The following is a 25,732-nucleotide window of genomic DNA, read 5'->3' on the forward strand; positions in this document are numbered from 1 at the left end:
GGTTTGCCAGACCGCGTTGACACTGTCGGTGTAGGTGTCGAACAGACAGGTCAACCCACAGGGTTCAGATCCGGATCGGGAGCTGTGCCTCGGTGGCCGGGCGCCCGTCGCGGATACGGGCGATCTCCGAGCGCGCGAACTCCACCCGTGGTGTTTCCCCGCCGCGGTCGGCGGCCAGCGCGTCGGCCAGGTCGTAGATCGCGGCGAGGAGGTGTTCGTTGCGGGCGCGGCCGGCCCGGCCGGTGCCGGTTCTGCGGAATGCCCGGCGGCCTTTGGCATTCGCGCACGCGGCGGCCGCCTCTTCCGCGGTCAGGACGCCGGACTCGACCTCGGGCGCCAGGATCTGGCCGAGGAAGTCCCGTTCGCGCGGAACAGCGGCAGCGAAGACGCTCGCGGCGATCCAGAGGGCGATGATCATGGTGGCGGCGATGATCGCGACTCCACCCAGGGCACTGTCCCCGGCGAAGTTGGCCATCGAGTCCCAGAACCCGTGCAGCAGCATGGCCGCCACGATCAGGCCGAGGCCACGAAACACCCGGCGGGGTTCGGCCGGGCGGCCCAGCAGATACACCAGTCCGGCGCAGAACAGTGCGGTGTAGAGCAGGTGACCGGTCGCTCCGGTGGCCACTCGCAGCACGACGGTGCTCATCGAGGCGTCGACCTGGTTCGTGCCGAACTGCGAGGCGCCGGCGTTCATGCCGTAGGCGATGTCCTCGATGATCTCGAAGCCGAGGCCGAGGAACGCGCCGACGATGAAGCCGTCGAACGCGGTGCGGATCAGCCGCGGCGCGAGGGCGATGATCAGCAGCAGACCGAAACCTTTGGCGGTCTCCTCGGTGAACGGCGCGGCCAGACCCGCCCCCCAGTCCTGCGCCCACGCGTGGCCGAAGACCTTGCCGTAGATGCCGATCAGCGCGTCGTTGGCGTAGGAGGCCATCGACCAGGTGGCCGCGAAACCGCCCCAGCAGAACGCCACGACCAGCAGCTTCGTGGGCTGGCGGGCGTAGCGGTCGATGTGGGCGACGAAACACCAGAACAGCGCGCCGTACACGGCGAACACCAAGGCGGTGACCGCGATCGCGCGGCCGTAGGCGGGATAGCTGCTCGCGATCCGCGAGACGAACAGCATCGCCCCGGATCCGGTGATCAGCAGATACACCCAGAACGCGAGATTGCGCGGCTGGTAGAAGGTGAAATCTCGGCCCCAGCCGGAGTTCTCGATGGCCAGGAACCTGGCCTGGGACAGGTCGTTGCCGGTCACCGTGATCCTCCGATCGGTGCGATACTCGCGATCATGTCGGCGACCTGGCCGAGAATGTCGTGGCCCGGCTGCGCGGGACCGACCGCGACGACCTCGATGCCGGTGCCGTCGAGGACGAAGGCGGCGAGCACGCCGTCGACGCCCGTGGCCGCGTACCGGGTGATGACCCCGTCGATACCGCCGCGGGTCGTGACCGCGACAGGGTCACCGGTCGCGGTCAGTCCGGAGCCGAGCAGTTCGTCGGTGCGCTGGATCTGGTCGAGCAGGGCGCGGGCGTCACCGTCGAACTTGCCGGTGCGGACCACGAATTGGGCGCCGCCGAGGGCGAGGACCGCCTGCGGGGGATAACCCTGCCCGCTGGGTTCATCACTCTGCCGCTCGCCGGCGACCAGGGACCAGCCGCCGGCGGCGCTGAACCCGACCTGACCTTGTAGTGCGATCACCTCGCCGGCGACGGTCACGTCCTTCTCCGGGATCGCGGCGTCGATCTGCGGCAGCAACACCCCCTGCAGGAAAGCCAGCACGAGCACGATCAGGGCGGGCAGGATGGTCCGTTTGTCCATGCCGAGCCAGCGACGGTCGACGGGGACCCAGCGATCGCCCGGGTCGAAATACTGTTCCGAGTAGACCCGTTCGGACTCTCGCTGATGTGTTCCCATGTGCTTCTCCGTGGTCAGCGGGTCGGATCAGGCGGCTGTCGCCGGAGTGGGCTCGATGCTGCGCCGCTTCACCAGCAGCACGATCGCCAGCACCGGGTAGAGCAGGATCGGCAGCAGCGCACCGAGATAGAAGGTCTGATCGATCAGGATCGCCGTGCCGGTCAGCAGCGTGAAATCGAACAAGCCGTGCAGCACCGAGTTGACCGTGTTGCCGCGAGTGACCCGGCGGGTGAGATAGAAGAAGTAGCCGGCCAAGCTCACCATGATCGCCTGCGGGAGAGCGCTCGCGCCGTGGCTGATCCCGTTGGTCAGGTGCACCGCGCCGAACACGATGCTCGACCACAGCGCCACACGGCCTTCGGTGAGTCCGTGATCACGCAGGACCACCACACCGATGCCACGGAACATTCCTTCCTCGCCCCAGCCGACGAACTGGGTGGCGATCAGCAACACCAGCGTATAGAGCAGACCCTTCTCCGACAAGGCGCTGTAGTTGATGCCGAACACGATCGCGACGACGAACACGATCGGCACGACCCGCACCCACGACCGCGTCGGCCGGTCGTCACGCAGGACGGGGGTCAGCCAGCCGAGGTAGGCGATCACGCCGTAGGTGAAGACCAGGGCGACACCGAGCGGGATGATCATGCCGTAGAACACCGCGCGCGTGGACAGGAAGTCGTCCGCACCGGTGAGCTCGGTCATGAGCAAACCGCCGAGCTGGATGATCGCGAGATAGACGATCACGACCAGCGCGAACATCGGATAGGACAGGCGGCGCCGCCCGGTCCGAGTGGCCGATAGCGCAGTTTCCGGCGTGCTCATGCGGGTAAAGGTATCGGCTCGGAAAGTTGGACGCTCGATATCGGCCAGTGTCAATCAACACGCGGCGCCAGGATAGCGATCTTGTGGCAACTATGCGGGTAGCTCCAAGCCTCGCAGAACCGTCGCCAAGAATGGAGTCGATCATGCTGGCAAGGACGACTTTCCGCTGGCCAACGCCGCAGGCATCGGCCGGATGCGGGAATCGGTTACCCGATGGAAAGACTCAATTGGTTAACCGTAAGCGAACGACCCGGTGCTGAACTGTGACGTCTCCAGACCTGCAGTTGTGGGCCGACGGCACCGGCGAAGGGCTCCGAACCAGACACCGGACCTCTCACCGCGGCACCGGCGGGCCGCCCGGCTTGTCGTCCAGGGCAACGACCTTTGCCAGCAAGGAATCCGGGTCCTGTACGGCATCACCGTCGGCGAGCACACCGGAGCCGGCCTCGTCCTCGACCTGGCCGTCGTCCACGGCGAGGTGAACGCCGCGTAGAGGGATGCTGTCGAGTCGGCGTGAGCTCCAGCGGCGCCGCTTCGCCGCCGACCTGTCCCCAGTAGTTGTGCGGGTTCCCGCGCCCGCCGACACGGCGGACGCGGGATTTCGGTCAGCAGGTAGATGGTGCGGGCAGGCCGGCGGCGCGGTCGTCGAGCCAGGGAATCGCGGTAGTCGCCTGGAAGGCGACGGAGTTGACGGCGTGACCGATGATCGTTCCGGGCAACAGAGGGGGAATATCGCGGAGGTCGAGCAGTTGCACGGTCGCGCCCTGTGCGCACCATCGTGCGGCGAGATCGCGGACGGCAGATGCGGGCACGATATCGTCGGCGTCGCCGGTCAGCAGCAGGACCGGAGCGGTGGGACGCCGATCGCCCAGGCGCTGGTCGTCGAGCGCGCGCAGGGTGCGGGGATCGGCGGCGATCACGTCGGGAAACAGTGGGCGTTTGCTGGTCGTCCAGGTTTCGGTGCGCTGGAATCCGTAGCGCAGCACCGTTTCCGCGCTGCAGTGGCCCGCGGTGTCGGCAAGCATCGCCTTGCCCTGTGCGTTGAGTTCGGCGTCGAGGACCGCGACGGTCTCGGGGTAGGCGGCTCGCATCGAGTTGAGCACATAGCCGAACGCGCCGGACAGACCCGTTCCGTCGGCGTAGGTGGCGAAGGTCATGAAATCGCGGGGTACCGCTCCGACATAGCTGCCGCGGAGATCGAGTTCGGGGGCATAGTCGCCGACGCGTTCGGCGGCCGCGCCTGCCGCGTGCCCGCCTTGGGAGTAGCCCCAGAACAGCACCGGCCCGGCGGCGGGAATCGTGGATCCGGGCAGGCGCTGAGCCGCGCGGGCGGCGTCGATGACGGCGTGGGCTTCGGCGGCAGCGTTGAGGAAGGTATGTGTGCCCGGCGTGCCCAGGCCCTGGTAATCGGTGACCACGACCGCTGCCCCGCGGGCGACCAACTCGCCGACGGCCGTGATCTCGTATTCGGCCATCACATCCAGCGGCGGAACGTAGTGCACGAGTTGCCCGAACTGGCGTGAGGGCGCGCATTGGTCCCCCTGGCCGTGTGTGCCGACCGCGAAACTCACCAGCGGTCGCTCGCCCGGTCCTTGCCAGGCGGCGATGGGGTCGAAAACGATGCCGGTCACCGCTATCGCGTCCCCGGCCGGATCGGTACTGCGGTACATGATCCGGGTGGCGCGCGCGGGAAGCGGAACCGCCACCGCGGCCGGTTCGGTGCGCACCAGATCACCCGGGCTCGCGGCCGTCAGCGGGTCGGGCGGGCTGTAGAAATCACCGACCGTGTTCGGGTTCGCATGCGCGATGGGAACGGTCGACAACGTGGCGCAACACAACACGAGGATCGAAAGCAGACGAGGAAACATGGGCCGAGACTACATTCCAAATACCGACGGTTTTCGAAAACCGACGGTATCCGTGTGGATCAGTCCGGATCCAGACCGCGGAAGCACCGAGTCCCGACCAGTCGGAACGACCTGCGCTCTGCCGTAGGGCCTTCGACTACCGAAGGCCCAGACGCAACGACACCAGGGCGGCGAGTTGACTGCCGACTTCGTCGAGCGGACGCACCGATCGCGAGGAGATCGAGACGATGGCGGCACCCTCGACCGCACACACCGCCGTCATGGCGAGCGATCTGGCGGCAGACTCGTCCAGGCCCGAGCGTGTGAGTTGCGCGGCGAGCAGGTTCGTCCAGTCGGCGAATACCTCGGCGGCAGCGGCGGGTGCCGAGGGCGCTTCGGTGCCCCCGAGGGCCGCGGCGACGATCGGGCATCCGGCGGTGAAGTCGCTGGATGTCAGGGTGTCTTTCCATATCTGGATGAAGGCGGCGAGGCTGGCGACCGGGTCTTCTCCCGCCGTGTATTCCGCGATGATCGAACTCATCATCGCGCCCGCCGCCCGAGTGGATTCCTCCACCAATTCAGCCTTCCCACCAGGGAAGTTCTGGTAGACCGAGCGCCGCGCGGTGTCGCTGCGGGCCAGCAGGTCGGTGATTCCGGTGCCGGCGACGCCGCGCTCACGGATGAGCGCGATCGTTCCGGCGATGAGCCGTTCGCGTGGACTCGGTGTCACGGCGTTCCATCCTCTGATCGAGCAACTGATCCTTGCGGTAGCACGATCAGTCTACTATCGTTTTCAAAAAGCGTTACTGGCAGTTGCACATACATTTCCGATGCCGTCCCCCTGGGGGCCTTCCCTCGATCTCTAATCCTCCCGGAGCCGACCACCCCATGCCTACGAGCACGCTGAACCCGATCGACGTCGCCTTCCTCTGGGGAGAATCCGACTCCAACCTGATGAACATCGCCCACCTCGACATCTTCCGGTTGCCCCCGGACGCCGGACCGGATTTCGTCTCGAACATGGTCGAGGACCTGAGCACCTACACCAGTGCCACCAGTCCGTTCGACCGCCGCCTCGATTCCGCTCTCGTATCCCGGGTCCTGCCGCGATGGCGCAGCGTCGACGCCCCGGACATCGACTACCACCTCCAGCGACATGTCCTGCCCGCACCGGGCGGGCAACGTGAGCTCGGGGCGCTGGTCTCGCGCTTGCACGGCATCCCGATGGATCGGTCGCACCCGCTGTGGCAGTTGCACGTCATCGAGGGCCTCGACGACGGGCGGGTGGCGATGTACGTCAAGGGACACCACGCCCTGCTCGACGGCGTCGCCACCGTGCGCCTCGCTCGCAAGGTGATGTCGGACGATCCCGATGAGCGTGGCAGGCCCGCGATCTGGGCCTACCGCGAGGCCGGCGGTCGCCGACGCCGAACCGAACCGCCGGGTGGCGGCCTGCCGACGGTGGCCTCGCTGTGGCGGCTGCTCAACGCTCCGGTACGGGTCGCCGCGGATCAGCTCACCGGTGTGCAGGCGATCTCGCGCATGTACACCGGCCTGTCCGCACCCGATCCGGCGTTGATCAAGCCCTACTCCGCGCCCCCGTCGATCCTCAACGGCCCGATCACCGCCGAGCGCCGGATCGCCACGCAATCGTTCGACCTGGCGCGAATCACCGCACTCGCCCAGCACTGCGGGGGAACGATCAACGACGTGATCCTCGCAGTCTGCTCGGGTGGGCTGCGTCGCTACCTGGCCGAGATCGGCGAGCTACCCGAGTCCTCGCTGATCGCGGGCATGCCGATGTCGTTCCGTCCCAAGGACAGTGACGACGCCGAGGGCAACGCGACCACCATGGCCCTGGCCACACTGGCCACCGATGTCGACGATGTGCGAGAACGTGTTTCGTCGATCGTCGCCTCGACGGTCGCCGCCAAGGAACACATGTCACGGATGTCGAGCGCCGCGGTCATGGCCTACACGGGGATGCTCATGGCGCCCTTCGGCGCGGGGCTGGTTCTCGGTGTGAGCAGCCGTATCCCGCCGATGTTCAATGTCGTCATCTCCAACATGCCGGGTCCGAGCAAGCCTCTGCACTACAACGGGCTGACCCTGGAAGAGTGGCACGCGGTGTCGATCCCGCTCGACGGTCAGGCGCTCAACATCACCATCCTGTCCTACGCGAACCGCCTCAACCTGTGCGTCACCGCGTGCGCGACCTCGCTGCCACATGTCCAACGAGTCGCACCGTACTGCGGTGACGCCCTGGCCGAACTCGAACGTGCCTACGGGCACTAGCGACAACGAAAGGCAATGGCATGGAGTTTCTCCGCACAGACCGCAACGGTTCCGTTCAAACGATCTGGTTGAACAACCCGCCCTACAACTTCCTCACCGATGCCGTGATGGGCGAATTGCTCGACCTGCTGCGCGTTATCGACGGCGACGACGGAGTCCGTGCGGTCGTGCTCACCAGCGCCGTCGACGGGGTCTTCGTCAGCCATTACTCGGTGTCGGAGATCCTGGACGGTGTCGAGGCCGCGCCGGTCACGCTGAACGTGCGCACGGCGGGCGCCGCGCTGCGGATGAGCACCTTGGCCGACCACGTCCCCGGTGGACAAGCGGGCTTGGCCAGGGCCGGCGCGGGCGGTGTCGCGAATCTGCGTCGCTATCACGAGGTGTGCCGGCTGATGCGCGAGTCCAGCACCGTGTTCATCGCCGCGCTCAACGGGCGCGCGCTGGGTGGCGGGTGCGAGTTGTCGCTGGCCTGCGACCTGCGACTGATGGCCGACGGCCCCTTCGAGATCGGGCAGCCGGAAATCCTGGTCGGCATCATCCCCGGTGGCGGCGGTACCCAGATGCTGACCCGGGTGCTCGGCGCGGGCCGCGCCCTGGAATTGTGTCTCGAAGGCGCTCCGATCAGCCCGAGCCGGGCTCTCGAGATCGGGCTCGTGCACAGGTTGATCGATCCCGACGAGCTGCTGGCCGAAGCACAGCGGACCGCCGCGCGGTTGGCCAAGCGCTCCCCCACCGCGGTACGTGGCATCAAACACGCTGTGTACCAAGGTGGTTCGACCTCCCTGGAGAAGGGCCTGCACATCGAACGCGCCCAGTTCCTCACCGCGGCGTCCACCCCGTCGGCCAAACGAGCGATGGCCACCTACCTCGCCGACGTCGAATCGACCATCGAGAAAGGTCGCGACATGTCCGACTTCGTCGCGGACAGCCTGCCCGGTTGGATCGACGGCACCAAGGTCGACTTCCCCGAGTAGACCGGGCGTCCGGTCCCTGCTGGGTTCGGGAAATTCGTACGCGCCCAGCACGCTCCGCCGGGTAGACGATGGCTGCGTTCACAGCGGCCGCACGACAATGGCCCGCCGCGCGGTCGATCAAACCGCCTGGCAAGTCATATCTGGGGTGTGGCTGAGGAATCAGTGCGCTGATCCACCACTGGTACACCCAGAATCGGTCACCGAAATCGGGCACCTGCACCACCGAGGGCCTCAATGACGCGTCCAGCACACCGAAGCCCCTGCGGCGCTGGGTACGGTATCGGCAGCGGTCACGGTGAAACAGTGCAGGCCTCTTATGATCCCGGGCCGGTCACTAGTCCGCAGCCACCACCGCGGTGACCATCATCTCGAGTTCTGCGATGACATCGTCGAGCGCCGTCGTGGATCGGTTGACCCGGCACAGGATCACCGCGCCTTCGATGGCGGCGATCGCCATGGTGGCCAGCCGAATGGCGCGCCCGGATTCGACACCGTCGGCTTCGAGCGCGGCGACGAGGGCGGCTTGCCAACGTTGAATGATGCCCGCGACCGCCGGTTGCAGGTGCCGGTCATCGGGCGAGCTGCCGACGGCTACCGAGACGACCGGGCAGCCCGCCTCGAAGTCGGACTGTTCGAGCAGGGTGTTCCAGAACTGCCCGAATCGCCGCAGCGCCGCGACCGAGCCCTGCTCCACCGCCTTGTCGATGATGGCACTGATGGCATCGCCGGCCAGCGCCAGCGATTCGGTCATGATCTCGGCGCGTCCACCGCGGAAGTGGTGGTAGACCGATCCGCGCGGTGCCTCGCTGCGCGCCAGCACGGCGTCGATGGTCACCCCGGCCGAGCCGCGTTCACGAAGAAGCTCGACAGCGCTGTAGAGCATCTTCTGCCGGGTGTCGGTGCGGGCTCCCACGTCGTGGCACTCCTTACTGAATTTCGAGTCAACTCAGCAATATTATGCCACCTCGCATAACTAATATGCTATGTTGCCTAGCATATTACCGTCGAAGGGGTGTGACATGGCCGAACCGAAGGCGACGGCGTGTGTGCTGTGCGAATGCAACTGCGGGATCACCGTCGACGTGGAGGACCGCCGACTGGCGAAGATCCGCGGCGACAAGGCACATCCGGCATCGGAGGGCTACACCTGCGAGAAAGCGATGCGCCTCGACCTGTACCAGAACGGCGCGCACCGCATCACCACCCCACTGAAACGCCGGCCCGACGGCACCTACCAGGAGATCGACTGGCACACAGCGATCGATGAGATCGCCGCGAAACTCTCCGCCATCACAGACGAACACGGCGGAGACAAGATCTTCTTCTACGGCGGTGGCGGCCAAGGCAACCACCTCGGGGCAGCCAACGCGGTCGGGTTGCGGGGGGCACTGGGCTCGGTCTATCACTCGAATGCGTTGGCACAGGAGAAGACCGGGGAGATCTGGGTCGACGGCCGCCTGTACGGCGGTCACACCAAGGGCGACTTCGAAAACGCCGAAGTGCTGGTGTTCGTCGGCAAGAACCCCTGGCAATCACACAGCTTTCCGCGGGCCAGACCGGTGCTCAAGCAGGTAGCCGCCGACCCGAACCGTTCGATGATCGTCATCGATCCGCGCGTCAGCGAAACCGCGGCGATGGCCGAGCACCACTTGCGGGTGTTGCCGGGGCGCGACGCCTGGCTGATGGCGGCGCTGGTCGCGGTGATCGTGCAGGAAGACCTGGTCGACGCCGGTTTCATCGCCGCGCACACCACCGGCTACGACGAGGTCCACGCCGCGTTCCAGGCTTGCGACGTCGCGGATTTCGCGACCATCAGCGGTGTCGGCGAGGGCGAGATCCGGGCGGCGGCGCGCCGGATCGCGACCGCGTCGAGTGTGTGCGTCTACGAGGATCTCGGAATTCAGCAGGCGCCCAACAGCACTCTGGTGTCGTACCTGAACAAGCTCCTGTGGATCGTCACCGGCAACTTCGGCAGACCCGGCACCATGTACCTGCACTCCTCGTTCGCGATGCTGACCGGTGGTTCCGGGGCCGGATCACCGCGCAAGAAGCCGAGCGCACTGGCACGCGCGCAGAAGCGGGTGACGACGCGGACCGTCACCGCGGCGGCCACGGCGATCAGCACGACGTTGCCCGCGCTCGCCCGGGTGGCTCCGCTGCGCGCGAGAGTGGAGGCCGGGGCCTCGGCCCTGCTCGGCGCGATGGTTCCCCTGGCGGGCGGGATGCTCGGCGGCGGTGGTGGTGGCGGCGGTCGGACCTCACCGGTCACCGGCGCCAAGATCATCGGCGGCCTGATCCCCTGCAATTCGATCGCCGACGAGATCCTCACCGACCACCCGAACCGCTTCCGCGCGATGTGGATCGACTCGTCCAACCCGGCGCACTCTCTTGCCGATTCGCCCCGCTTCCGGGCCGCGATGCGCGCACTGGACCTGTCCGTCGTGATCGATGTGGCGTTCACCGAAACCGCGCGCGAGGCCGACTATGTACTGCCCGCCGCCAGCCAGTACGAGAAGCCCGAAGCGACGTTCTTCAACTTCGAATTCCCGCGCAATGTCGTCCATCTGCGCAAACCGCTCATGGAACCGCTCGACGGCACGCTGCCCGAGCCCGAGATCTACGCGCGGGTACTTCGACGCATGCGGGTCGTCGACGATGTCACCATCGCCCGACTCCGGCGCGCCGCGCAGACCGGGCGTGACACCTTCGGCGCGACCTTCCTGGCCACCGTCGCCGCTGACCCCGCCCTCGCAAAGATCGCTCCGTACTTGTTGTACGAGACGCTCGGCACCACGATGGCGCCGCAGGTGAGGGGCGCGGCGGTGCTGTGGGGCCTCAGTCAGATATGCGCGATGTCGAACCCGAAAGCCGTTGCCCGAGCGGGCTTCACCGGTACCGGCCTGACACCGGGCAACCGACTGTTCGACGCGGTCGTCGAATCCCCGACCGGCGTGGTCTTCACCGACGACACCTGGGATGACGTCTGGCACTACGTCAAGCGCAAGGACCGTCGCTTCACCATCGACATCGACAACCTGCTCGACCAGGTGCGCGAGCTGCCCACCGCGCGCGCGGCGTGGACGACCCCGGAGTTCCCGCTGGTCCTGGCCGCCGGTGAACGGCGCTCGTTCACCGCCAACACGATCTTCCGTAACCCCGACTGGCGCCGCCGTGACCGCGACGGCCACCTCCGGATCAGCGCCGAGGACGCCACCGCCTTGCGGCTGACCGACGGCGCCCCGGCACGACTGGTCACCGCGAACGGATCCGCCACCGTGATCGTCGAGGTCAGCGACATGATGCGGGCCGGAAACATCGCCCTGCCCAACGGTTTCGGCCTCGACTACCCCACCGGCGACGGAACAACGACCAGCGCCGGGGTCTCCCCCAACGAACTGACCAGCCTCGGACTCAAAGACGACTTCGCAGGCACCCCCTGGCACAAACACGTCCCAGCCCGGCTCGAAGCGCTCGAAGGGATCCCGACCGCATGACCTATGTGATCGCCGAACCCTGTGTCGACATCAAAGACAGAGCCTGCATCGAAGAGTGCCCGGTGGACTGCATCTACGAGGGCGACCGGATGCTCTACATCCAGCCCGACGAATGCGTCGACTGCGGTGCCTGCGAACCGGTCTGCCCGGTCGAGGCGATCTTCTTCGAGGACGACGTCCCCGACCAATGGACGGACTACACGCAGACGAACGTGGACTTCTTCGACACGATCGGTTCCCCGGGCGGCGCCGCCAAATTCGGAAAATACGACGGAGACACCCAGTTCGTGGCCGGTCTGGCACCAGCTACTGTCGATGGCTGAGCTCGATCCCCACCGTGGCGGGCCCGCCGTCGACCTGCCACCGCTAGGCGATGCCGAATATTGCGCGATCGGGGATACCCAACGCGCGCACCGTGATCGACATCAACCGTTGCGGTTCACCGACGGTGAGCAGCTCAGTGCCGGGCCCCCGCCACAGCTGTCACTCGGGGGCCAGGATCTCGCCGAGAGTGTCGCGGTGGCGGTCGAACCACGCCGCCTCTTCGCCCGGGGCCGGCATGATCAGCCCCGCTTCCATGGTGGAGGTGGCATCGACTTCGTTCAGCCCGAGCAAGACGTCGCGAGCGTCCACGCCGGTGATCGAAGTCCACGCCTCCGAGAGCCCGGTGAGCAGCCTGGCCCTGGTTTCACGGTCGCGGCCCGCCCGGATCGTGCCCGCGATCACCGCGCACGCGTGGCGTTTTCCCGCGGTGTAGAACGTGCCCGGCGGGGATTCGATGAACATGACGTTGACGAATTGGCGTGGCGCTCCGGTGACCGTGGCGTGGACATCGGTGATCGCCTCCGCCAGCGCGGCGCGCACGTCATCAGACACTGTTCCCGCGGGGATAACGCATTGATAGAACGGCATACGTGGCTCCTGAAGGGTGACAATCAGTGCGGCAGGCTGCTCGGGCATCGGATCCGCTGATCCGCGACGCGCCTGCCGAGAGAACGAACGGGAATTCCTTACTCGGGTAGTGGGTTCGACAGCGACGATCTCGCGGTCAGGAGGTCGCGGAGCGTTCGCGCTCGGCGGCCGAGGTCTGCTTCAGCTGCTCGAAATGAACCACGGCGCCCGCCGCACCCCAGCTGCCCTCCGGCACTTCCCGGATCAGCGTCCACACGTGCAGTGCCTGCGCGCTGTGCGGGTCGAGTCCCGCGGCGGCAACGACAGCGCCGTGGACATCGGCGATCAGCCCCGCTTTGCGTCGCGGTGACAGCGCGCCTTCGGGCACGGTCACCTCGACCCGAAACCGCGCGCTTCCCCCGCCGCGACCTCCGACAGCGAGCTGGTCGGCCTCGATCTCGTGGAGGTACACCCACGTGATCTCCCGGAAGAACTCCGTATCGGGCGCACCTTCCCACCGCAGCAGTATCGTCGCCAATTCCTCGAGCAGGTCCGCACGCTTCGCATCCCGAACCGAGCCCCGCCCCACGGTCAGATCGATCATCGGCATGACATCACTCCCTACGTCGAACGTACATACTATGCAGTATTGCATAGAGCCTATTACCTGTCAGAGTAAGACGACCCCCATCGGCAGAAGTACCGGTCGATTGCCCCGCGATTCGGCCAGTCATCGACTGCAGCACAAGGAAATTGGGGTCAGACCCATAGTGTCGGGTAGTCGATATATCCGGTGTCGCCGCCCGCGTAGAAGTGCTCGGGCTTGGCTGCGTTCAGTTCCGCCGAGATCAGTAGGCGCTCGACGAAGTCGGGGTTCGCGAGGAAATTCCGGCCGATCACCGCCGCGTCGATCCGGTTCCGCTCGATGGCCTCCTGATAGTCGTCTTCGGTGACCGGACCGTTGAACCCGGAGCTCAGGAGGAACTTCCCAGGCCAGATCCGGCGCACCCGGTCGACAACGGGGTCGTCGATGCGATACATCGCATGCAGGTAAGCCAGCTCCAGTGGTGCGATCGCGTTCAGCAACACCTCATAGGTGCTCCAGGGGTCGGTCTCGCCCAGTTCACCGATCGGCAAGCCGGGCGAGATCTTGATGCCGACCCGGTCCGCACCGACCGCGTCGACCACTTTGTTCACCAGTTCGATGACGAACCTGGCCCTGTTCTGCGGGGAGCCACCGTATTCGTCGGTGCGCTGATTGGCGCCCTCCGCCAGGAACTGCTGCGGTAGATAGCTACCGGCGCCATGGATTTCGACACCGTCAGCACCCGCGCGCACGGCGCGTTCGGCGGCGTCAGCGAAGTCCTGCTGCGTGGCGTGGATTTCGGGAATCGTCAGAGCGTGCGGCAGCCCGACTCGCGACTTTCCTTCCGAATCCCCCTCCGGCCCGATGAAGGTGGAGATCTCGGTCTGGATCGCCGAGGGCGCCACCGCACCGAGGCCGTTGATCGCGGAATGGGCGTGGCGCCCGACATGCCACAGTTGCACGACGAACTTTCCGCCGCGCTCGTGCACCGCCTCGGCGACGCGCTTCCAGCCCACTTCGTGCTCATCGGTGTAGATGCCCGGCGTGGACAGGTAGGCGCCGCCACCGATCCGCCAGACCTGAGTCGCCTCGCTGATGATCAGGCCCGCGCTCGCGCGTTGTGCGTAGTACTCGACCTGCGCATCGCTGATGTCGCCGTCGAGCAGTGCCCGACTGCGGGTCATCGGTGCCATCACCAGTTTGTTGCCGAGCTTCATCGAGCCCAGCGAAACCGGCTGGAACAGGGTCGATTCGGGAGTGATTGTCATCGGTAGAGTCCTCGTGTCCGTGTGATGAGTGGGTCAGAGCGCTCCGCCGACGAGGCGAAGCGAGGTCTCACGCAGCTTTCGCTGCAGTACGGGGTCTTTGCGGTCGGACTTGACCTTGATGACCTTCTTCTTCGGCCCGAAGAAGCCGCCGTTGGCGGTGGCGGCCGGATCGGTGGCCAGCCAGACCGGCGTGATCGCGGCGGTGGCGGGACTGATCAGGATGGACATGCGCAACAGCGGCATGAGCACCGGGCTGTCGGTCAGCTTGATGAGAAACCCGTTGGCGTCGTTGAGCCGGATATTGGTCTCCACCATGCCGGGCATGACCGCGGTGACCACCACGCCGGAGCCCTCGACTCGAGCGGCGAGGTCCTGGATCCACACGTCGTTGGCGGCCTGGGACTGGGTGAAGGTCTTGAACGGGCTGAGCTGGGGAATCCCGGGCAGGCTGTCGAAATCGAAGACCATTTTGTTCATCCCTGCCGCGGCGATGGCGACCACGCGCGCACGCCCCTTCGTCAGGGCGGGCAGGAGCCGTTCGGTCAGCAGGAACCTGCCCAGGTAGTTGATCGCGAAGTTCTGTTCGATGCCGTCGCCGTTGAGTGCGTGTTCGATCTTGAGGATGCCCGCGGAGTGCACCAAACTCTCGATCTCGTCGGTCTCGGCGAGAATCTGGTCCGACAGCTCGCGCACCTGCGCCATGGACCCGAGGTCCGCCGCCACGAACCGGACGTCGCCTACTTGGCGGAGCTCAGCTTCCGCGGCCGCGCCCTTGGCCGAGCTACGACCGATGATCCAGACGCGTTTGCCTTGACGTGCCAGCTCTCGGGCCACTTCCTTGCCGATGCCGTCGGTGCCGCCGGTCACGATCGTCAGTGGCAGTACCTGGTCGGCGTCGTTCGTCCGACTGCTCATAGTGTCCTCACTTCTCCTAGCCGATCAGATAAGCGGAGTAACATCTCCATTTAGCCTGAACGCTAACATAGGCGGAGATAATCCTCCGTTTAGATCAATCGAGGAGATGAGCGATGTGAGTCACCCCATACCCGAGCGCGGCTTACGCGCCGATGCTCTCCGCAACCGGCAACGCTTGATCCACGCCGCGCACGAGATGTTCGCCGAACACGGCCTGGACGTGACCCTCGACGACATAGCCCGCCACGCCGGTGTCGGCATCGGCACCATGTATCGCCGGTTCAGGGACAAGGACGAGCTGATCGACGCGGTATTCGAACAGAACTTCACCGACATGGCCGAAGCGGCCGAGGCAGCCGCGTCCGCCACCGATCCCTGGCCCGCGCTCGTGGCGTACTTCGAGTTCGCGTGCGAACGGATGGCCGGCAGTCGCGGCATGACCGCGACCCTCGAACGCATCGGTCACGGCTGCGATCAGGTGGGGGTGCAGAGCGCGCGGATCGAAGCCGCCGTGGAGAAACTGGCCCAGCGAGCCAAGGACGACGGTTCCCTGCGCCCCGATACCATCCCCACCGACTTCTTCGGACTCATCTTCACCGTCGGCGCGCTCGCCGACATCACTCGAACGGTCGACCCCACTGCGTGGCGGCGCCACCTCGCGCTGATCCTGGACGGATTGAACAACGACCACCGACCCCGGCGCCCGCTCCCTCTGCCGGCACCGGCCACTCGCGACACCGACAACCACACCGCCGAACAGCCACCGCGCGTCAACCGCTGATCACCGCCAGCTTCGACTTCGACGCGTTCAACCAATCGACGATCATCGAGTTCCGCGCCAACAAAGGCCAGGCCCGCGGTCAACAACTACTTCTGCTCACCACCACCGGCACCAAATCCAGGAAGCCGCGCACCAACCGCTGGCCTATGTCGGTGACAGCCCCGATCGCTACGCCGTCTACGCGTCCGACCTGAACTCGCCGCGGCACCCGGACTGTCCCTTCGAAACGTCGTCCGTGACCAGATCGGCTTCCTGGCAGAACAATTCGACGGCAGAGCGCACCTCGCGCGACGAGCACGACTGGGAATCAGGTAGTCGGCGCGGCGATCGCGCGAGCGCTGCGAAGCAACGCCTCGATCACCGCCCGCTTGCCGGGTTCCTGCACCGGATGGGTCAACAGACCCTCGACGACGAAAACCCCCATCGAGACCAACGGATCCACTTCGTCGGCGGGTATGCCGAGCTCGATCAGCTCCATCCGGAACAGGCCCTCGGCCAGCGCGTGGAACTGGTCGTGCCATTGCGCGATGGCCTCGGACTCCTTCGCGCGGGCGTGCACCGTACTGACCAATCGGCCCAGCTGCTCCAATTCCGTGACCAGCCACAACAACCGGTCCGACAATCCGGAGTCCAGGATTTCGCTGTAGGCGGCCATGGAGTCGGCCAGGATCGCGTCCAGGACCGTGATCAATACCGCGTCCTTGTCCTGGAAGTACCAGTACAGAGTGTTCGACACCACTCCGGCCTCGCGGGCGATCCGCGCCATCGACGCCGCGTCGTAGCCCTCCTCGACGAACAACCGCCTGGCCGCCACCACGATCTCCGCGCGCTTCTCCTCGCGGTCGCGAGGGCGTCTGTTGCGAGGCATGTTCAGTCCTGACTTGTCGCCAACGTTGACCGCAACCCTATCTGGACGCCGCCAGGTGGCCGTGCCGTCGCTGAACGCGCGGCAAGGGTTCAGCTGTTCTTGAAGGGATTGAAGGTCTTTCCGACGAGGTAGCCCAGGCGGGTGGGCAGCGGCTTCATGGCGGCGGCGGAGATCTTGTTGACGATGCCGGGGACGCACACGGGTTTGCCGTTCATCACCGCGTCCCAGCCCTCGGCGACGACGGCGCCGGGCTGCTGCCACAGGATGCCGGGCAGGTGATCGGCTTTGTCGCGAGTGCCCATGACGTCGTGGAATTCGGTGTGGGTGAGGCCGGGGCACAGGGCGGTGACGTGGATGCCGTGGGGTTTGAGTTCCATGTCGAGGGATTGCGAGGCGTTGAGGACGTAGGACTTGATGCCGGTGTAGAGCAAGCTGGCTCCGGGTGGAGTGAACGCCGCGATCGAGGACAGGTTGATGATGCGGCCCCAGTGACGTTTCTTCATGCCGGGGATGACCAGGTGGGCGAGTTCGGTCGGAGCGGTCACCATCAGCTGGATCTCTCCGGCCAGGGCGTCCCATGGGGTGTCGGCGAACGCGGTCTTGCCCGAGAGACCCGCGTTGTTGATCAGGACGTCGACGTCCAAGCCCTGCTGGTCGGCGTAGTCCACAATCGCGGCGGGCGCGGCCGGGTCGGTGAGGTCGACGGCGAACACCTCGCAACGCACATCGTGGCGGTCGGTCAGCTGCGTGGCGAGCTCCTGGAGACGATCGGCGCGGCGGGCTACGAGCAGCAGCTGGTAGCCGCTCGCGGCCAAGTGGTGGGCGAACGCCGCGCCGATGCCGGCGGAGGCGCCGGTGATCAGCGCGGTGCGGGGGGATGTGGTCATGGGTCCTTCGTTTCTGATGGGGTCGACAGCTGAGCGGTGTCAGGCCGGTGGACCGGGCAGCTCGCGGGGGCCAGGTGTGAAGCCACGGCGGGCTCTACCGATGTCGCCGCGGTACGAACCGACTGGGCCGGTCAGCAGGAAGGGGCGGGGGACGCGGCGCTGGGCGTCGGTGAATCCCCAGGTGCCCATGCCCAGGTAGACGCCGGGCGCGGCACGGCGCACCTCGTCCACCATGTGAATCGACCCGCACATCGAGGTGTAGGCGCGATAGATGAGCGTGTAGGCCGGAGCACCGTCGTAGCGGGACGGAGCCAACAGGGTGTGCATCGGGTAGCGCTGCCGGACCCGGCCGAACTCGCGGAAAGTGTTGTAGCCGCGCCCGCTGTTCTCATCGACGGGCCGGAAGGCCTTGCACAGCCAAGGTCCGAGCGGGTTGGCCACGGCCACCTTGCCGCTCACTACGGCGAACAGGTTCGGCTGGGCCAGCAGAGCGGCGGCGTACTCGCCGTCTATTTCGCTGATCGCGGGGGCTTCCAGGGTGGTGAACAGAGCGAGCAGGCCGCTGGTGTCCAGGCGGCGCAGTTTGTCGGTCACGGCATCGGTGTCCAAGGGACCGCCTCATCTCTCAACTTCTTGATTGATCCCCAAGAAGGTAGCGCGTTCTTGAGGGCCAATCAAGACCCTGATGACCGTGCGTTACGGCGTCAGCGAGTACCGATGGGCTGCCCCATGAACGCCGCCAGTTCACCGCCGATAATCGACACCCACTCCCCCCATGTCCGCGAGTCCAACGCCATGGAGCCGACTTCATCGAGCCGGCAACCGCTTTCGACCGGCACCCCCGCGAAGCGATCGCGCATCCACATCATGGCGCGCGGCAGGCCGATGGCCTCCAGGCTCAGATGCTCGCTGAAATGATCGCGGGTATAGCTCACCTTGGCGTTCGGATCTTGACAATAAGTGCCGTAGAGCTTGTTGACCGGCCCGACCGGCACCAGCCAGTCCATATTCGCCTGGTACAGGTATACCGGCATGTCCGGCACACTCTTCCCCATCCGGGTGCGCTCGATCACCGCCTGGGCGGCCGGGGCCGCGAGGGGATCGCCAGGCGTAGTGAACAACCCCTTGATATTCATGAAGGGGAACAGTGCTGCCTGAACACCCACGCACAGCTGGTCCTTGCCGGTCAGCAGTGCCTGCCCGAGTGGATTGCTGGTTTCGCGGAGGAAGGCAGCGAACTCCGGCTCTTCGTGAGCCAGGCCGATGATGCCGGCGTACACCAGACCGGAGGCCGCGTTGTTGTTCGCCAGATTCACCAACTCCCCCAGGTCGGCATCTGTTCCGCCGGAGACCGCGCCGACGATATTCAGTTCCGGCGCATAGGTTTTGCGCATTTCGGCCGCCCACATCGTGGGGACCGAACCACCGGAGTAGCCCATCATCCCCACCTCGGTCGCCGCCCCGTCCAGCCCCATCGGCGCGAAGTTCTCGGCCGCACGGATGCCGTCGAGCGCGATACGCCCGGCCAACGGGCCGTGCGCGAAGGCCGCGTTCGGCCCCTGATGATCGGGGACCACCACCGCCCAGCCCTGCTGCAACGCCACCTGGACCTCGAGGAATCCGATCGGCGCGACCAGCTGACCGGTGACGAAGCCGGGCAGCGCCCACTGCTGGATCGAATACGACGAGGCGCAATATTTGCCCGTCGAGTCCTCGGCCATGTGGTACGAGAGCAGGTTTCGGGTACCGCGTGGCACCTCCCCGCGCGGCTTCAGCACGGTCGCGACAGCGCCGATCGGTTCGTCGCGACTGTTGTTCGACCGATAGGACAACTGCCAGGCATCGACATTGAGCGGCAGCACGTTGTAGGTCGCGACGTTGACCTGCCGGGCGGCGATGATCTCACCGGGCCGCTTGGCCGCGACGACGTCCGCGGGCGGGCGGTAGAAGGTGTCGAACTCCGGTATCGCCGGCGAACTCAGGAACGGCGGCGCGGGCTGCACGACACCGTCGAACGGCACAGCCGACACGGGAGCGGCGGCGACCGTGGCGGTCCCGGCGACCATCATCACGGCGAACGCGAGCGAACGGACCCGTACCCGCGACTTCATCCGGCCGCGAGGGTCTCTCACCGGCGGTCGCCAATTCACTGCGGCCATATCGAGCACTCCCAGCATCATTGTTGGACGTCCATATCTAAGATGTGAGGCACACTACCCATCCGGCGAGAGATGAGGCAAGTCACAGTTGGCGCTGCGGTCCGATCCCGCCCGAGGACGGCGCCCGGACGGACTCATACCCATCGGACCGGTGAACCTACTGCGAAAGCCACACGGCAACAGCGCAATACACACGCGAGCAGTTGGCCGAGCACATCACCACGGAGATCTCCGGAGCCGCATCCGCACTGCTGTGGTTGAAGGATCGACTCGACGGCGTTCCCGCACAAACCAGCTGCACCATCACCGACGCCGACTGGCTTGTTCTGACCCCGGACGGGATGGCTCTGTCCGCTCCATCTTCGGCGAGACTGTTGCCTCGTTCTTCGGAAAACGATCGGAGTCGAATAGAGCACAGGCCCCCGATACCGATCGGCCCAGTTCGAACCGACCCCACCCAGGGAACTAGGGTTGACGCCGTGATTGCGAGCGGCTCACCCCGGGTTTACAACGGTCGCCCGGTCGAGGATCGCCGGGCGCAACGACGAGAGCAGTTCATCGCAGCCGGTCTCGCCGTGTTCGGCGAGCAGGGCTATCAAGGCACGTCCATCACGATGGTGTGCAAGGCAGCCGGATTGGCGCGCGCGCAGTTCTACGAGCACTTCGGCAACCGGGAGCTGCTGCTGCTCGCGGTGTACGACATGATCCAGGCGGACACACGGCGAGCGGTGATCGAGGCGCTGGCCGAGGCCGGCGATGCGGACGCCGCCACCCGCGCGCGCATCGCGGTGCGGGCCTATGCCGGGGCGATCGGCATGGACCCCCACCGCGCACGGGTGTCGTTCGTCGAGATCGTCGGGGTGAGCGCCGACGTCGAGAAGCACCGCGTGGACCAGCGGGAGATCTGGGTAGAGTTCTTTACCGCCGAACTGAAGCGCACGCGAGGTCCAGGCTTCGTCCCCGCAGGCGGGTTTCGTGCCGCGGCAACAGGTTTCATCGGCGCTCTCATGGCGCTGGTTCATCAGTGGAGCATCAATGGATCGGGCGCCGAACTCGAGGATCTGGTCGAGGTTCTCACCCGCTTCCTGATCAGCGTCATGTGATGCCGCGCAGGCACGGGGCAACCCCCGCCCTGCGCCGGGACGAAATGGACCGAGCCGAAAGCGTTCTGGTCTACCGCCAGTAGGCACTTCGGGTTCCGCGCACGAGCCGCCGCTACTCGCGTGACAGCATCGCGGCGGCTTCGCGTTCGAGATCGATGAACGGTTCGCCGCTCACGTCGACCGCTACCCGGTGCAGCGTCCCGCCGGTGAACGACCATGGTCGTGCGCCGGGGTAGTCCCCGGTAACGGGTTCGGCGCTGTCGCGGCCCGCGTTGAGGCCTTCGCCGGTGAGACTGAATTTGCCTGGCTGGGTGCGGATTCGGCCTTCGCCGACCTTACGGTCGCCGTAATAGAGGCTGAGGAGACCGCGTGCGGTGCCGGGCGGATCCTCGCCGTCCTTGTCGAAGGATGCGGCCAGGATCAGGTTCTCGCCGGTCGGCAGGTCCTCGGTCGCCTCGATCCGCTGTTCCTCGCTGCCCAGGAAGTTGTACACGTAGTGCAGCCGGTTGTCCTTGATGTACAGCGCGTGCCCGCCGAAGCGGCCGCCGTGGGAGAACAGGACGCCGCGAGCCCCCGGTGCGGGCAGATCGACGAGCGCTCCGATCGAGTACGAGCGGTTGCGGATGTTGACCGCCACGGCCTCGGGCACCTCCGCACCGCCGGGACGATAGACGTAGCGGTTGCGCGGTGGCGCGAGCTGGGGACGTGGGGTGGTGAGGATTTCGACAGCGGAGCGGTCGTCGAGCGGGAACGCCTGGTTGGTACCTGCCTCGTAGAACCACAGGCCGATGAGTTCGGCCAGTCTCCCGGGCTCCTCGGCGGCGAGATCGCGCATCTCGGCGCGGTCCGCCTCGGTGTGGTAGAGCTCCCAGGTGTCGTCGGGGAAGTGGCTCCATCCGCTGAGAGTGGGGTGGGTGGTGACCGCTTTCCAGCCGTCGTGCCAGATCCCGCGCCCGCCGAGCATGGAGTAGAACTGCGTGTGCTTGGCGGTCGGGATGTTGGGCGCGTCGAAGCTGTAGCGCATGCTCACCCCCTGAAGTGGCACCTGGGGGTGACCCTTCACCATCTCGGGGAGGTCGACACCGACGCAGTCCAGCAACGTCGGCACCAGGTCGACGGCGTGATGGTACTGATCACGGGTCTCGCCGTTGGCCGAGATCCCGGCCGGCCAGGAGATCACACACGGGTCGCAGGTGCCGCCGTTGAAGGAGTACCGCTTCCACATCTTGAAGGGGGCGTTGAAGGCCATCGCCCACCCGTTCGGATAGTGGTTGTAGGTGGTGGGACTGCCCAGCTCGTCGAGTTTGGCCATGTTCTCGGCCAGATCGTCCGGGACGCCGTTGGCGATCTTGTTCTCGTTGACCGAGCCGTCCGATCCGCCTTCACCGCTGGCCCCGTTGTCGGAGACCACCACGATGATGGTGTTGTCGAGTTCCTCGATCCGCTCCAGGTAATCGAGCAGGCGACCGATCTGGTCGTCACAGTGCGACAGGAAACCCGCGTACACCTCGGCCATCCGGGAGAACAGCCGCTGTTCGTCACCGGTGAGGGTGTCCCAGGGGCGGGTGTAGTCCAGCGGCGGGAACGGCTCGCCGCCGGGTCCCCCGCGGGTCTCGGGCGTGCCGATCGGGTTGAGCGGTGGCAGTTCGGTGTTCTGGGGAACCAGGCCCATCTGCTTTTGCCGCTCGAGGGTCTCTTCGCGCATCGCCTCGTAGCCGGCGTCGAACCTTCCTCGATAGCGGTCGGCCCATTCACGCGGCACGTGGTGCGGAGCGTGCGCACACCCTGGTGCGTAGTAGAGCAGGACCGGACGCTCCGGGGCGATGGCTTTGACATCGTCGATGTATTCGATGGCCCGGTCGGTGATGTCGACGCTGAAGTGGTAGCCGTCCTCGGGCATCGACGGCTGCTCGACCGGATGGTTGTCGTGGATCAGATCGGGATACCACTGGTTCGTCTCCGCGCCGAGGAATCCGTAGAAGCGCTCGAAACCGCGACCGATCGGCCAGTTCCGTTTGGTGGAGGCGAGGTTCATCTCGTCCTCGGCGCACAGATGCCATTTGCCGACCATCGCCGTGCTGTAGCCCTGTTCGACCAGCACCTCGGCCAGGGTGGCGCACTCCGGTGGGATATGCCCGTTGGCGCCCGGAAATCCCACCGCGCACTCGCTGATACACGCCATGCCGTTGGTGGTGTGGTTGCGGCCGGTGAGTAGGCAGGAGCGGGTCGGCGAGCACAGTGCGGTGGTATGCCATTGGCTGTAGCGCAGACCTTTCGCGGCGATCCGATCGATATTCGGTGTCTCGATCGGGCCGCCGTAGCAACTCATCGCGCCGAACCCGACGTCGTCGAGCACGATGTAGACGACATTCGGCGAGCCCGACCGCGCCTTCGGCTGCTCATACGGACCCCAGTCCGGGACCGAATCGCGAATATCGAGGTTGATCACACCACGGAATGGAATTGCCATGAGGCAGACTCCTCACACAGAGAACACCGATGCGCGGCACGGCCCCGATGCTCCTCGCGGATCAGCATCACGGCGAGTTTCCTTGCAGGGCTTCGATTAACGCCACAATGTCGATTCTTGTACCGACCACGTCCAACCGCAGGGCGTGTACAGTTCGAGCCTGTTCCGCACCCACCTATCCGAGCTCGTCGTGCCGGAGTCATCATGGGAATCAGCCGACGGCCGGTCTTGCGACCCGTTCGACATTACACCGGGTGCTCGGTGGGAAAAGCGATCATCGTCGAAATTTCACCCTTGCCGGGTGAGGGATCACAGGGTCGTGACAGTGAAAGCTCGGAGGACCTCCCGCGATATCCGTCGGTCATCGGAAGGGCAACGAAATGAGCAGTGTCGCCGGCGGGCTACCACCGCACAGTGATCGCCCCGGACAGGAACAAATGGTGTGGATCGAGGGCGGTGTCTACACCATGGGCTCGGACGATCATTACCCGGAGGAAGCACCCGCGCACCGGGTCTCGGTCCCCGGATTCTGGATCGACCCGCATCCGGTGACCAACACCGAATTCGCCCGCTTCGTCGCCCGCACCCGCTATGTCACCGTCGCCGAGCGCGCCCCGGACGCGGCCGACTATCCCGATGCGGCCCCCGAGCAACTCGTGCCCGGCTCCTCGGTGTTCATCAAGCCCGATCATCGCGTGCGCTTGGACCAGCCCTACCAATGGTGGCAGTGGGTTCCTGGAGCGAATTGGCGACATCCACAGGGCCCGGGCACTTCCATCAAGAAAAGACCCGACCACCCGGTGGTGCACACAGCGTGGGACGACGTCGCCGCCTACGCCGAATGGGCGCGCAAGGACATACCGACCGAGGCCGAATGGGAGTACGCCTGCCGCGGGGGGCTCGACGGCGCCGAATTCGCCTGGGGTGATGAATTCGAACCGGGAAACACACCGATGGCGAATACCTGGCACGGCGAATTCCCGCACCACAACACGCGAATCGACCGATACGAAGGAACGTCACCGGCCGGATCGTTCCCGCCCAATGGATATGGCCTTTCGGACATGATCGGCAACGTCTGGGAATGGACCCAGGATTGGTACACGGCCCATCAGAGCCCGGCCCATGCGTGCTGTGTCCCCGAAGATCCGCGTGGCGGTACCGAAACCGGCAGCCGCGATCATGCCGGATCGACCATCGGCCGCCGCGTCATCAAAGGCGGCTCACACCTGTGTGCTCCGAACTACTGCCGTCGGTACCGGCCGGCGGCCAGAATGGCCCAAGCTGTCGACACCTCCACCTCGCACCTGGGATTCCGGCTGATCATTCGCCCATGAACACCGATCGCGCCCGCCTTTCGCGCCGTGCGGCCGCGGTCACGCCAGGGAGGGCATTTGGTCCCCGCCGAACAGGCGCAAAGACCGTCTCGGCAAACATCGGGCAAGGGCGAGACTCGATGCTATGAACGATGAACCAGTCCACCCGGTCCCTGATCCTCCTACGATCCGCGCGGCGATCCGCCTCGGGTGCCGCGCGCCGTCGGTCCACAACACCCAGCCGTGGCGGTGGGTCTTCGACGGCACCCGGCTGCACCTCTTGCGTGACACCGACCGGCAGCTCACCGCCGCCGATCCGCACGGTCGTCAGGCGGTGATCAGCTGCGGCGCGGTCCTGGACCACGTGCGGACCGCGTTCGCGGCCGAAGGCTGGCGCACCGACACCCTTCGACTCCCGGACCCGACGCGACCCGATCTGCTCGCCACCATCGAATTCCGGCGATGGCCGGACCCACCGGTGGGAGTTTTCCGCCGGGCCGAGGCCATCGACCGTCGATATACCGATCGGCTGCCGATGAACGAGCCCCTCGGGTGGGGTTCGGTTCGATTGGCACTCGACGACCTCGTCTCCGCCCATGAAGTCACTCTCGATGTCCTGGACGAAGGCGCCCGTGCCCGGCTGTCGCTGGCCTCAGAGCAATCCGATGCCCTGCGCCGATACGACATGGGGTACCAAGCCGAATTACGCTGGTGGGCAGGACATCCCGGCACGCCGGAAGGCATTCCGCCCTCGGCGCTGATCTCGGAGTCCGAGCTCGCCCGGGTCGGGGTGGCCCGGACGTACCCGACCCCTGGCCCCTCGGCGCGACGCGGCGATCTCGACGATCACGCCCGGTTGGTGGTGCTCACCGCGACCGGCGATACGCCCGCGACCTGGCTGCGAACCGGCGAGGCGTTGTCGGCGGCCCTGCTCGAATGCACAGCGTCGGGAATGTCGACCTGCGCGCTGACCCACATCACCGAAACCACCGCGGGCAGACGATTGCTGAGCAGCCTGATCGGCCATCCCGGAATACCGCAGGTCGTGGTCCGGGTCGGCACCGCACCCGATAATCAGCAATTCCCGCCCACCCCGCGCAGACCGCTCACCGAGATTCTCACCGTGCCATGAT

At 66.1% G+C, this 25,732-nt stretch carries 24 protein-coding genes; 8 read left to right on the plus strand and 16 right to left on the minus strand.

Annotated features, from left to right (window positions below; genetic code table 11):
- Positions 1 to 64: 64 nt before the first annotated feature.
- The 6 genes from ACFWFP_RS11950 to ACFWFP_RS11975 all read right to left on the minus strand — a co-directional run bounded on the left by ACFWFP_RS11950 (position 65) and on the right by ACFWFP_RS11975 (position 5,322).
- A complete protein-coding gene (locus ACFWFP_RS11950) occupies positions 65 to 1,261 on the minus strand; it encodes a PrsW family intramembrane metalloprotease (RefSeq protein WP_379294739.1) in 1,197 nt (398 codons plus the stop codon).
- Positions 1,258 to 1,920, minus strand: a complete 663-nt coding sequence (locus tag ACFWFP_RS11955; protein ID WP_379294740.1) for a hypothetical protein — start codon at positions 1,918 to 1,920, stop codon at positions 1,258 to 1,260. The genes ACFWFP_RS11950 and ACFWFP_RS11955 overlap by 4 nt, the downstream gene beginning before the upstream one ends.
- 27 nt (positions 1,921 to 1,947) lie before the next feature.
- Positions 1,948 to 2,745 (minus strand): CPBP family intramembrane glutamic endopeptidase, encoded by a 798-nt coding sequence (locus ACFWFP_RS11960; RefSeq protein WP_379294741.1) that lies wholly within the window; start codon positions 2,743 to 2,745, stop codon positions 1,948 to 1,950.
- A 334-nt stretch (positions 2,746 to 3,079) separates the two neighbouring features.
- Positions 3,080 to 3,217: a hypothetical protein gene (locus tag ACFWFP_RS11965; protein WP_379294742.1), complete on the minus strand. Its 138-nt coding sequence runs from the start codon at positions 3,215 to 3,217 to the stop codon at positions 3,080 to 3,082.
- A 133-nt stretch (positions 3,218 to 3,350) separates the two neighbouring features.
- Positions 3,351 to 4,613, minus strand: a complete 1,263-nt coding sequence (locus ACFWFP_RS11970; protein WP_379294743.1) for a lipase family protein — start codon at positions 4,611 to 4,613, stop codon at positions 3,351 to 3,353.
- Between the two features lie 136 nt (positions 4,614 to 4,749).
- The gene (locus tag ACFWFP_RS11975; RefSeq protein ID WP_379294744.1) at positions 4,750 to 5,322 is read right to left on the minus strand and encodes a TetR/AcrR family transcriptional regulator; all 573 of its coding nucleotides are present in this window, start codon (positions 5,320 to 5,322) and stop codon (positions 4,750 to 4,752) included.
- A gap of 158 nt (positions 5,323 to 5,480) precedes the next feature.
- Between ACFWFP_RS11975 and ACFWFP_RS11980 the strand changes: the two genes are divergently transcribed.
- Together ACFWFP_RS11980 and ACFWFP_RS11985 are read left to right on the plus strand one after the other, a co-directional pair.
- On the plus strand, positions 5,481 to 6,887 hold the full coding sequence (locus tag ACFWFP_RS11980) for a wax ester/triacylglycerol synthase family O-acyltransferase (RefSeq protein ID WP_379294745.1): 1,407 nt from the start codon (positions 5,481 to 5,483) through the stop codon (positions 6,885 to 6,887).
- A 20-nt stretch (positions 6,888 to 6,907) separates the two neighbouring features.
- The gene (locus ACFWFP_RS11985; protein WP_379294746.1) at positions 6,908 to 7,861 is read left to right on the plus strand and encodes an enoyl-CoA hydratase/isomerase family protein; all 954 of its coding nucleotides are present in this window, start codon (positions 6,908 to 6,910) and stop codon (positions 7,859 to 7,861) included.
- Positions 7,862 to 8,195: 334 nt separating this feature from the next.
- Here the strand turns inward: ACFWFP_RS11985 and ACFWFP_RS11990 are convergent, their stop codons facing one another.
- Positions 8,196 to 8,774: a TetR/AcrR family transcriptional regulator gene (locus ACFWFP_RS11990; protein ID WP_379294747.1), complete on the minus strand. Its 579-nt coding sequence runs from the start codon at positions 8,772 to 8,774 to the stop codon at positions 8,196 to 8,198.
- Positions 8,775 to 8,880: 106 nt separating this feature from the next.
- On the opposite strand from ACFWFP_RS11990, the gene ACFWFP_RS11995 reads away from it, so the two are divergent.
- Both ACFWFP_RS11995 and fdxA read left to right on the plus strand, forming a co-directional pair.
- Positions 8,881 to 11,355: a molybdopterin-dependent oxidoreductase gene (locus ACFWFP_RS11995; RefSeq protein ID WP_379294748.1), complete on the plus strand. Its 2,475-nt coding sequence runs from the start codon at positions 8,881 to 8,883 to the stop codon at positions 11,353 to 11,355.
- Positions 11,352 to 11,678, plus strand: coding sequence for a ferredoxin (fdxA, locus tag ACFWFP_RS12000; protein WP_379294749.1), 327 nt, complete (start codon positions 11,352 to 11,354; stop codon positions 11,676 to 11,678). The genes ACFWFP_RS11995 and fdxA overlap by 4 nt, the downstream gene beginning before the upstream one ends.
- A gap of 160 nt (positions 11,679 to 11,838) precedes the next feature.
- Here the strand turns inward: fdxA and ACFWFP_RS12005 are convergent, their stop codons facing one another.
- The 4 genes from ACFWFP_RS12005 to ACFWFP_RS12020 all read right to left on the minus strand — a co-directional run bounded on the left by ACFWFP_RS12005 (position 11,839) and on the right by ACFWFP_RS12020 (position 15,015).
- On the minus strand, positions 11,839 to 12,315 hold the full coding sequence (locus tag ACFWFP_RS12005; RefSeq protein ID WP_379294750.1) for a tautomerase family protein: 477 nt from the start codon (positions 12,313 to 12,315) through the stop codon (positions 11,839 to 11,841).
- Positions 12,316 to 12,403: 88 nt separating this feature from the next.
- Positions 12,404 to 12,856: a 4-oxalocrotonate tautomerase family protein gene (locus ACFWFP_RS12010; protein ID WP_379294751.1), complete on the minus strand. Its 453-nt coding sequence runs from the start codon at positions 12,854 to 12,856 to the stop codon at positions 12,404 to 12,406.
- Between the two features lie 149 nt (positions 12,857 to 13,005).
- Positions 13,006 to 14,100: an alkene reductase gene (locus tag ACFWFP_RS12015; RefSeq protein ID WP_379294752.1), complete on the minus strand. Its 1,095-nt coding sequence runs from the start codon at positions 14,098 to 14,100 to the stop codon at positions 13,006 to 13,008.
- Positions 14,101 to 14,133: 33 nt separating this feature from the next.
- Complete coding sequence (locus ACFWFP_RS12020) at positions 14,134 to 15,015, minus strand: SDR family NAD(P)-dependent oxidoreductase (protein ID WP_379294753.1); 882 nt, start codon at positions 15,013 to 15,015, stop codon at positions 14,134 to 14,136.
- A gap of 115 nt (positions 15,016 to 15,130) precedes the next feature.
- Between ACFWFP_RS12020 and ACFWFP_RS12025 the strand changes: the two genes are divergently transcribed.
- On the plus strand, positions 15,131 to 15,796 hold the full coding sequence (locus ACFWFP_RS12025) for a TetR/AcrR family transcriptional regulator (RefSeq protein WP_379294754.1): 666 nt from the start codon (positions 15,131 to 15,133) through the stop codon (positions 15,794 to 15,796).
- 307 nt (positions 15,797 to 16,103) lie between these two features.
- Here ACFWFP_RS12025 and ACFWFP_RS12030 read toward each other — a convergent pair whose 3' ends face one another.
- The 4 genes from ACFWFP_RS12030 to ACFWFP_RS12045 form a co-directional block, all read right to left on the minus strand.
- Positions 16,104 to 16,664: a TetR/AcrR family transcriptional regulator gene (locus tag ACFWFP_RS12030; RefSeq protein WP_379294755.1), complete on the minus strand. Its 561-nt coding sequence runs from the start codon at positions 16,662 to 16,664 to the stop codon at positions 16,104 to 16,106.
- 89 nt (positions 16,665 to 16,753) lie between these two features.
- The gene (locus tag ACFWFP_RS12035; protein WP_379294756.1) at positions 16,754 to 17,551 is read right to left on the minus strand and encodes an SDR family NAD(P)-dependent oxidoreductase; all 798 of its coding nucleotides are present in this window, start codon (positions 17,549 to 17,551) and stop codon (positions 16,754 to 16,756) included.
- A gap of 39 nt (positions 17,552 to 17,590) precedes the next feature.
- Positions 17,591 to 18,160: a hypothetical protein gene (locus tag ACFWFP_RS12040; RefSeq protein WP_379294757.1), complete on the minus strand. Its 570-nt coding sequence runs from the start codon at positions 18,158 to 18,160 to the stop codon at positions 17,591 to 17,593.
- Between the two features lie 95 nt (positions 18,161 to 18,255).
- The gene (locus ACFWFP_RS12045; protein ID WP_379295128.1) at positions 18,256 to 19,662 is read right to left on the minus strand and encodes a lipase family protein; all 1,407 of its coding nucleotides are present in this window, start codon (positions 19,660 to 19,662) and stop codon (positions 18,256 to 18,258) included.
- 251 nt (positions 19,663 to 19,913) lie between these two features.
- Here ACFWFP_RS12045 and ACFWFP_RS12050 point away from each other — a divergent pair, with 251 nt between their 5' ends.
- The gene (locus tag ACFWFP_RS12050; RefSeq protein WP_379294758.1) at positions 19,914 to 20,813 is read left to right on the plus strand and encodes a TetR/AcrR family transcriptional regulator; all 900 of its coding nucleotides are present in this window, start codon (positions 19,914 to 19,916) and stop codon (positions 20,811 to 20,813) included.
- Positions 20,814 to 20,925: 112 nt separating this feature from the next.
- Here ACFWFP_RS12050 and ACFWFP_RS12055 read toward each other — a convergent pair whose 3' ends face one another.
- Entirely contained in the window at positions 20,926 to 23,283 is a 2,358-nt protein-coding gene (locus tag ACFWFP_RS12055; protein ID WP_379294759.1) for an arylsulfatase, read from the minus strand.
- Positions 23,284 to 23,663: 380 nt separating this feature from the next.
- On the opposite strand from ACFWFP_RS12055, the gene ACFWFP_RS12060 reads away from it, so the two are divergent.
- Both ACFWFP_RS12060 and ACFWFP_RS12065 read left to right on the plus strand, forming a co-directional pair.
- The gene (locus ACFWFP_RS12060) at positions 23,664 to 24,620 is read left to right on the plus strand and encodes a formylglycine-generating enzyme family protein (protein ID WP_379294760.1); all 957 of its coding nucleotides are present in this window, start codon (positions 23,664 to 23,666) and stop codon (positions 24,618 to 24,620) included.
- Positions 24,621 to 24,744: 124 nt separating this feature from the next.
- A complete protein-coding gene (locus ACFWFP_RS12065; protein ID WP_379294761.1) occupies positions 24,745 to 25,731 on the plus strand; it encodes an Acg family FMN-binding oxidoreductase in 987 nt (328 codons plus the stop codon).
- Position 25,732 lies beyond the last annotated feature (1 nt).

Source organism: Nocardia sp. NPDC060249, from assembly GCF_042728755.1.
In the GTDB taxonomy this organism is placed as follows: domain Bacteria; phylum Actinomycetota; class Actinomycetes; order Mycobacteriales; family Mycobacteriaceae; genus Nocardia.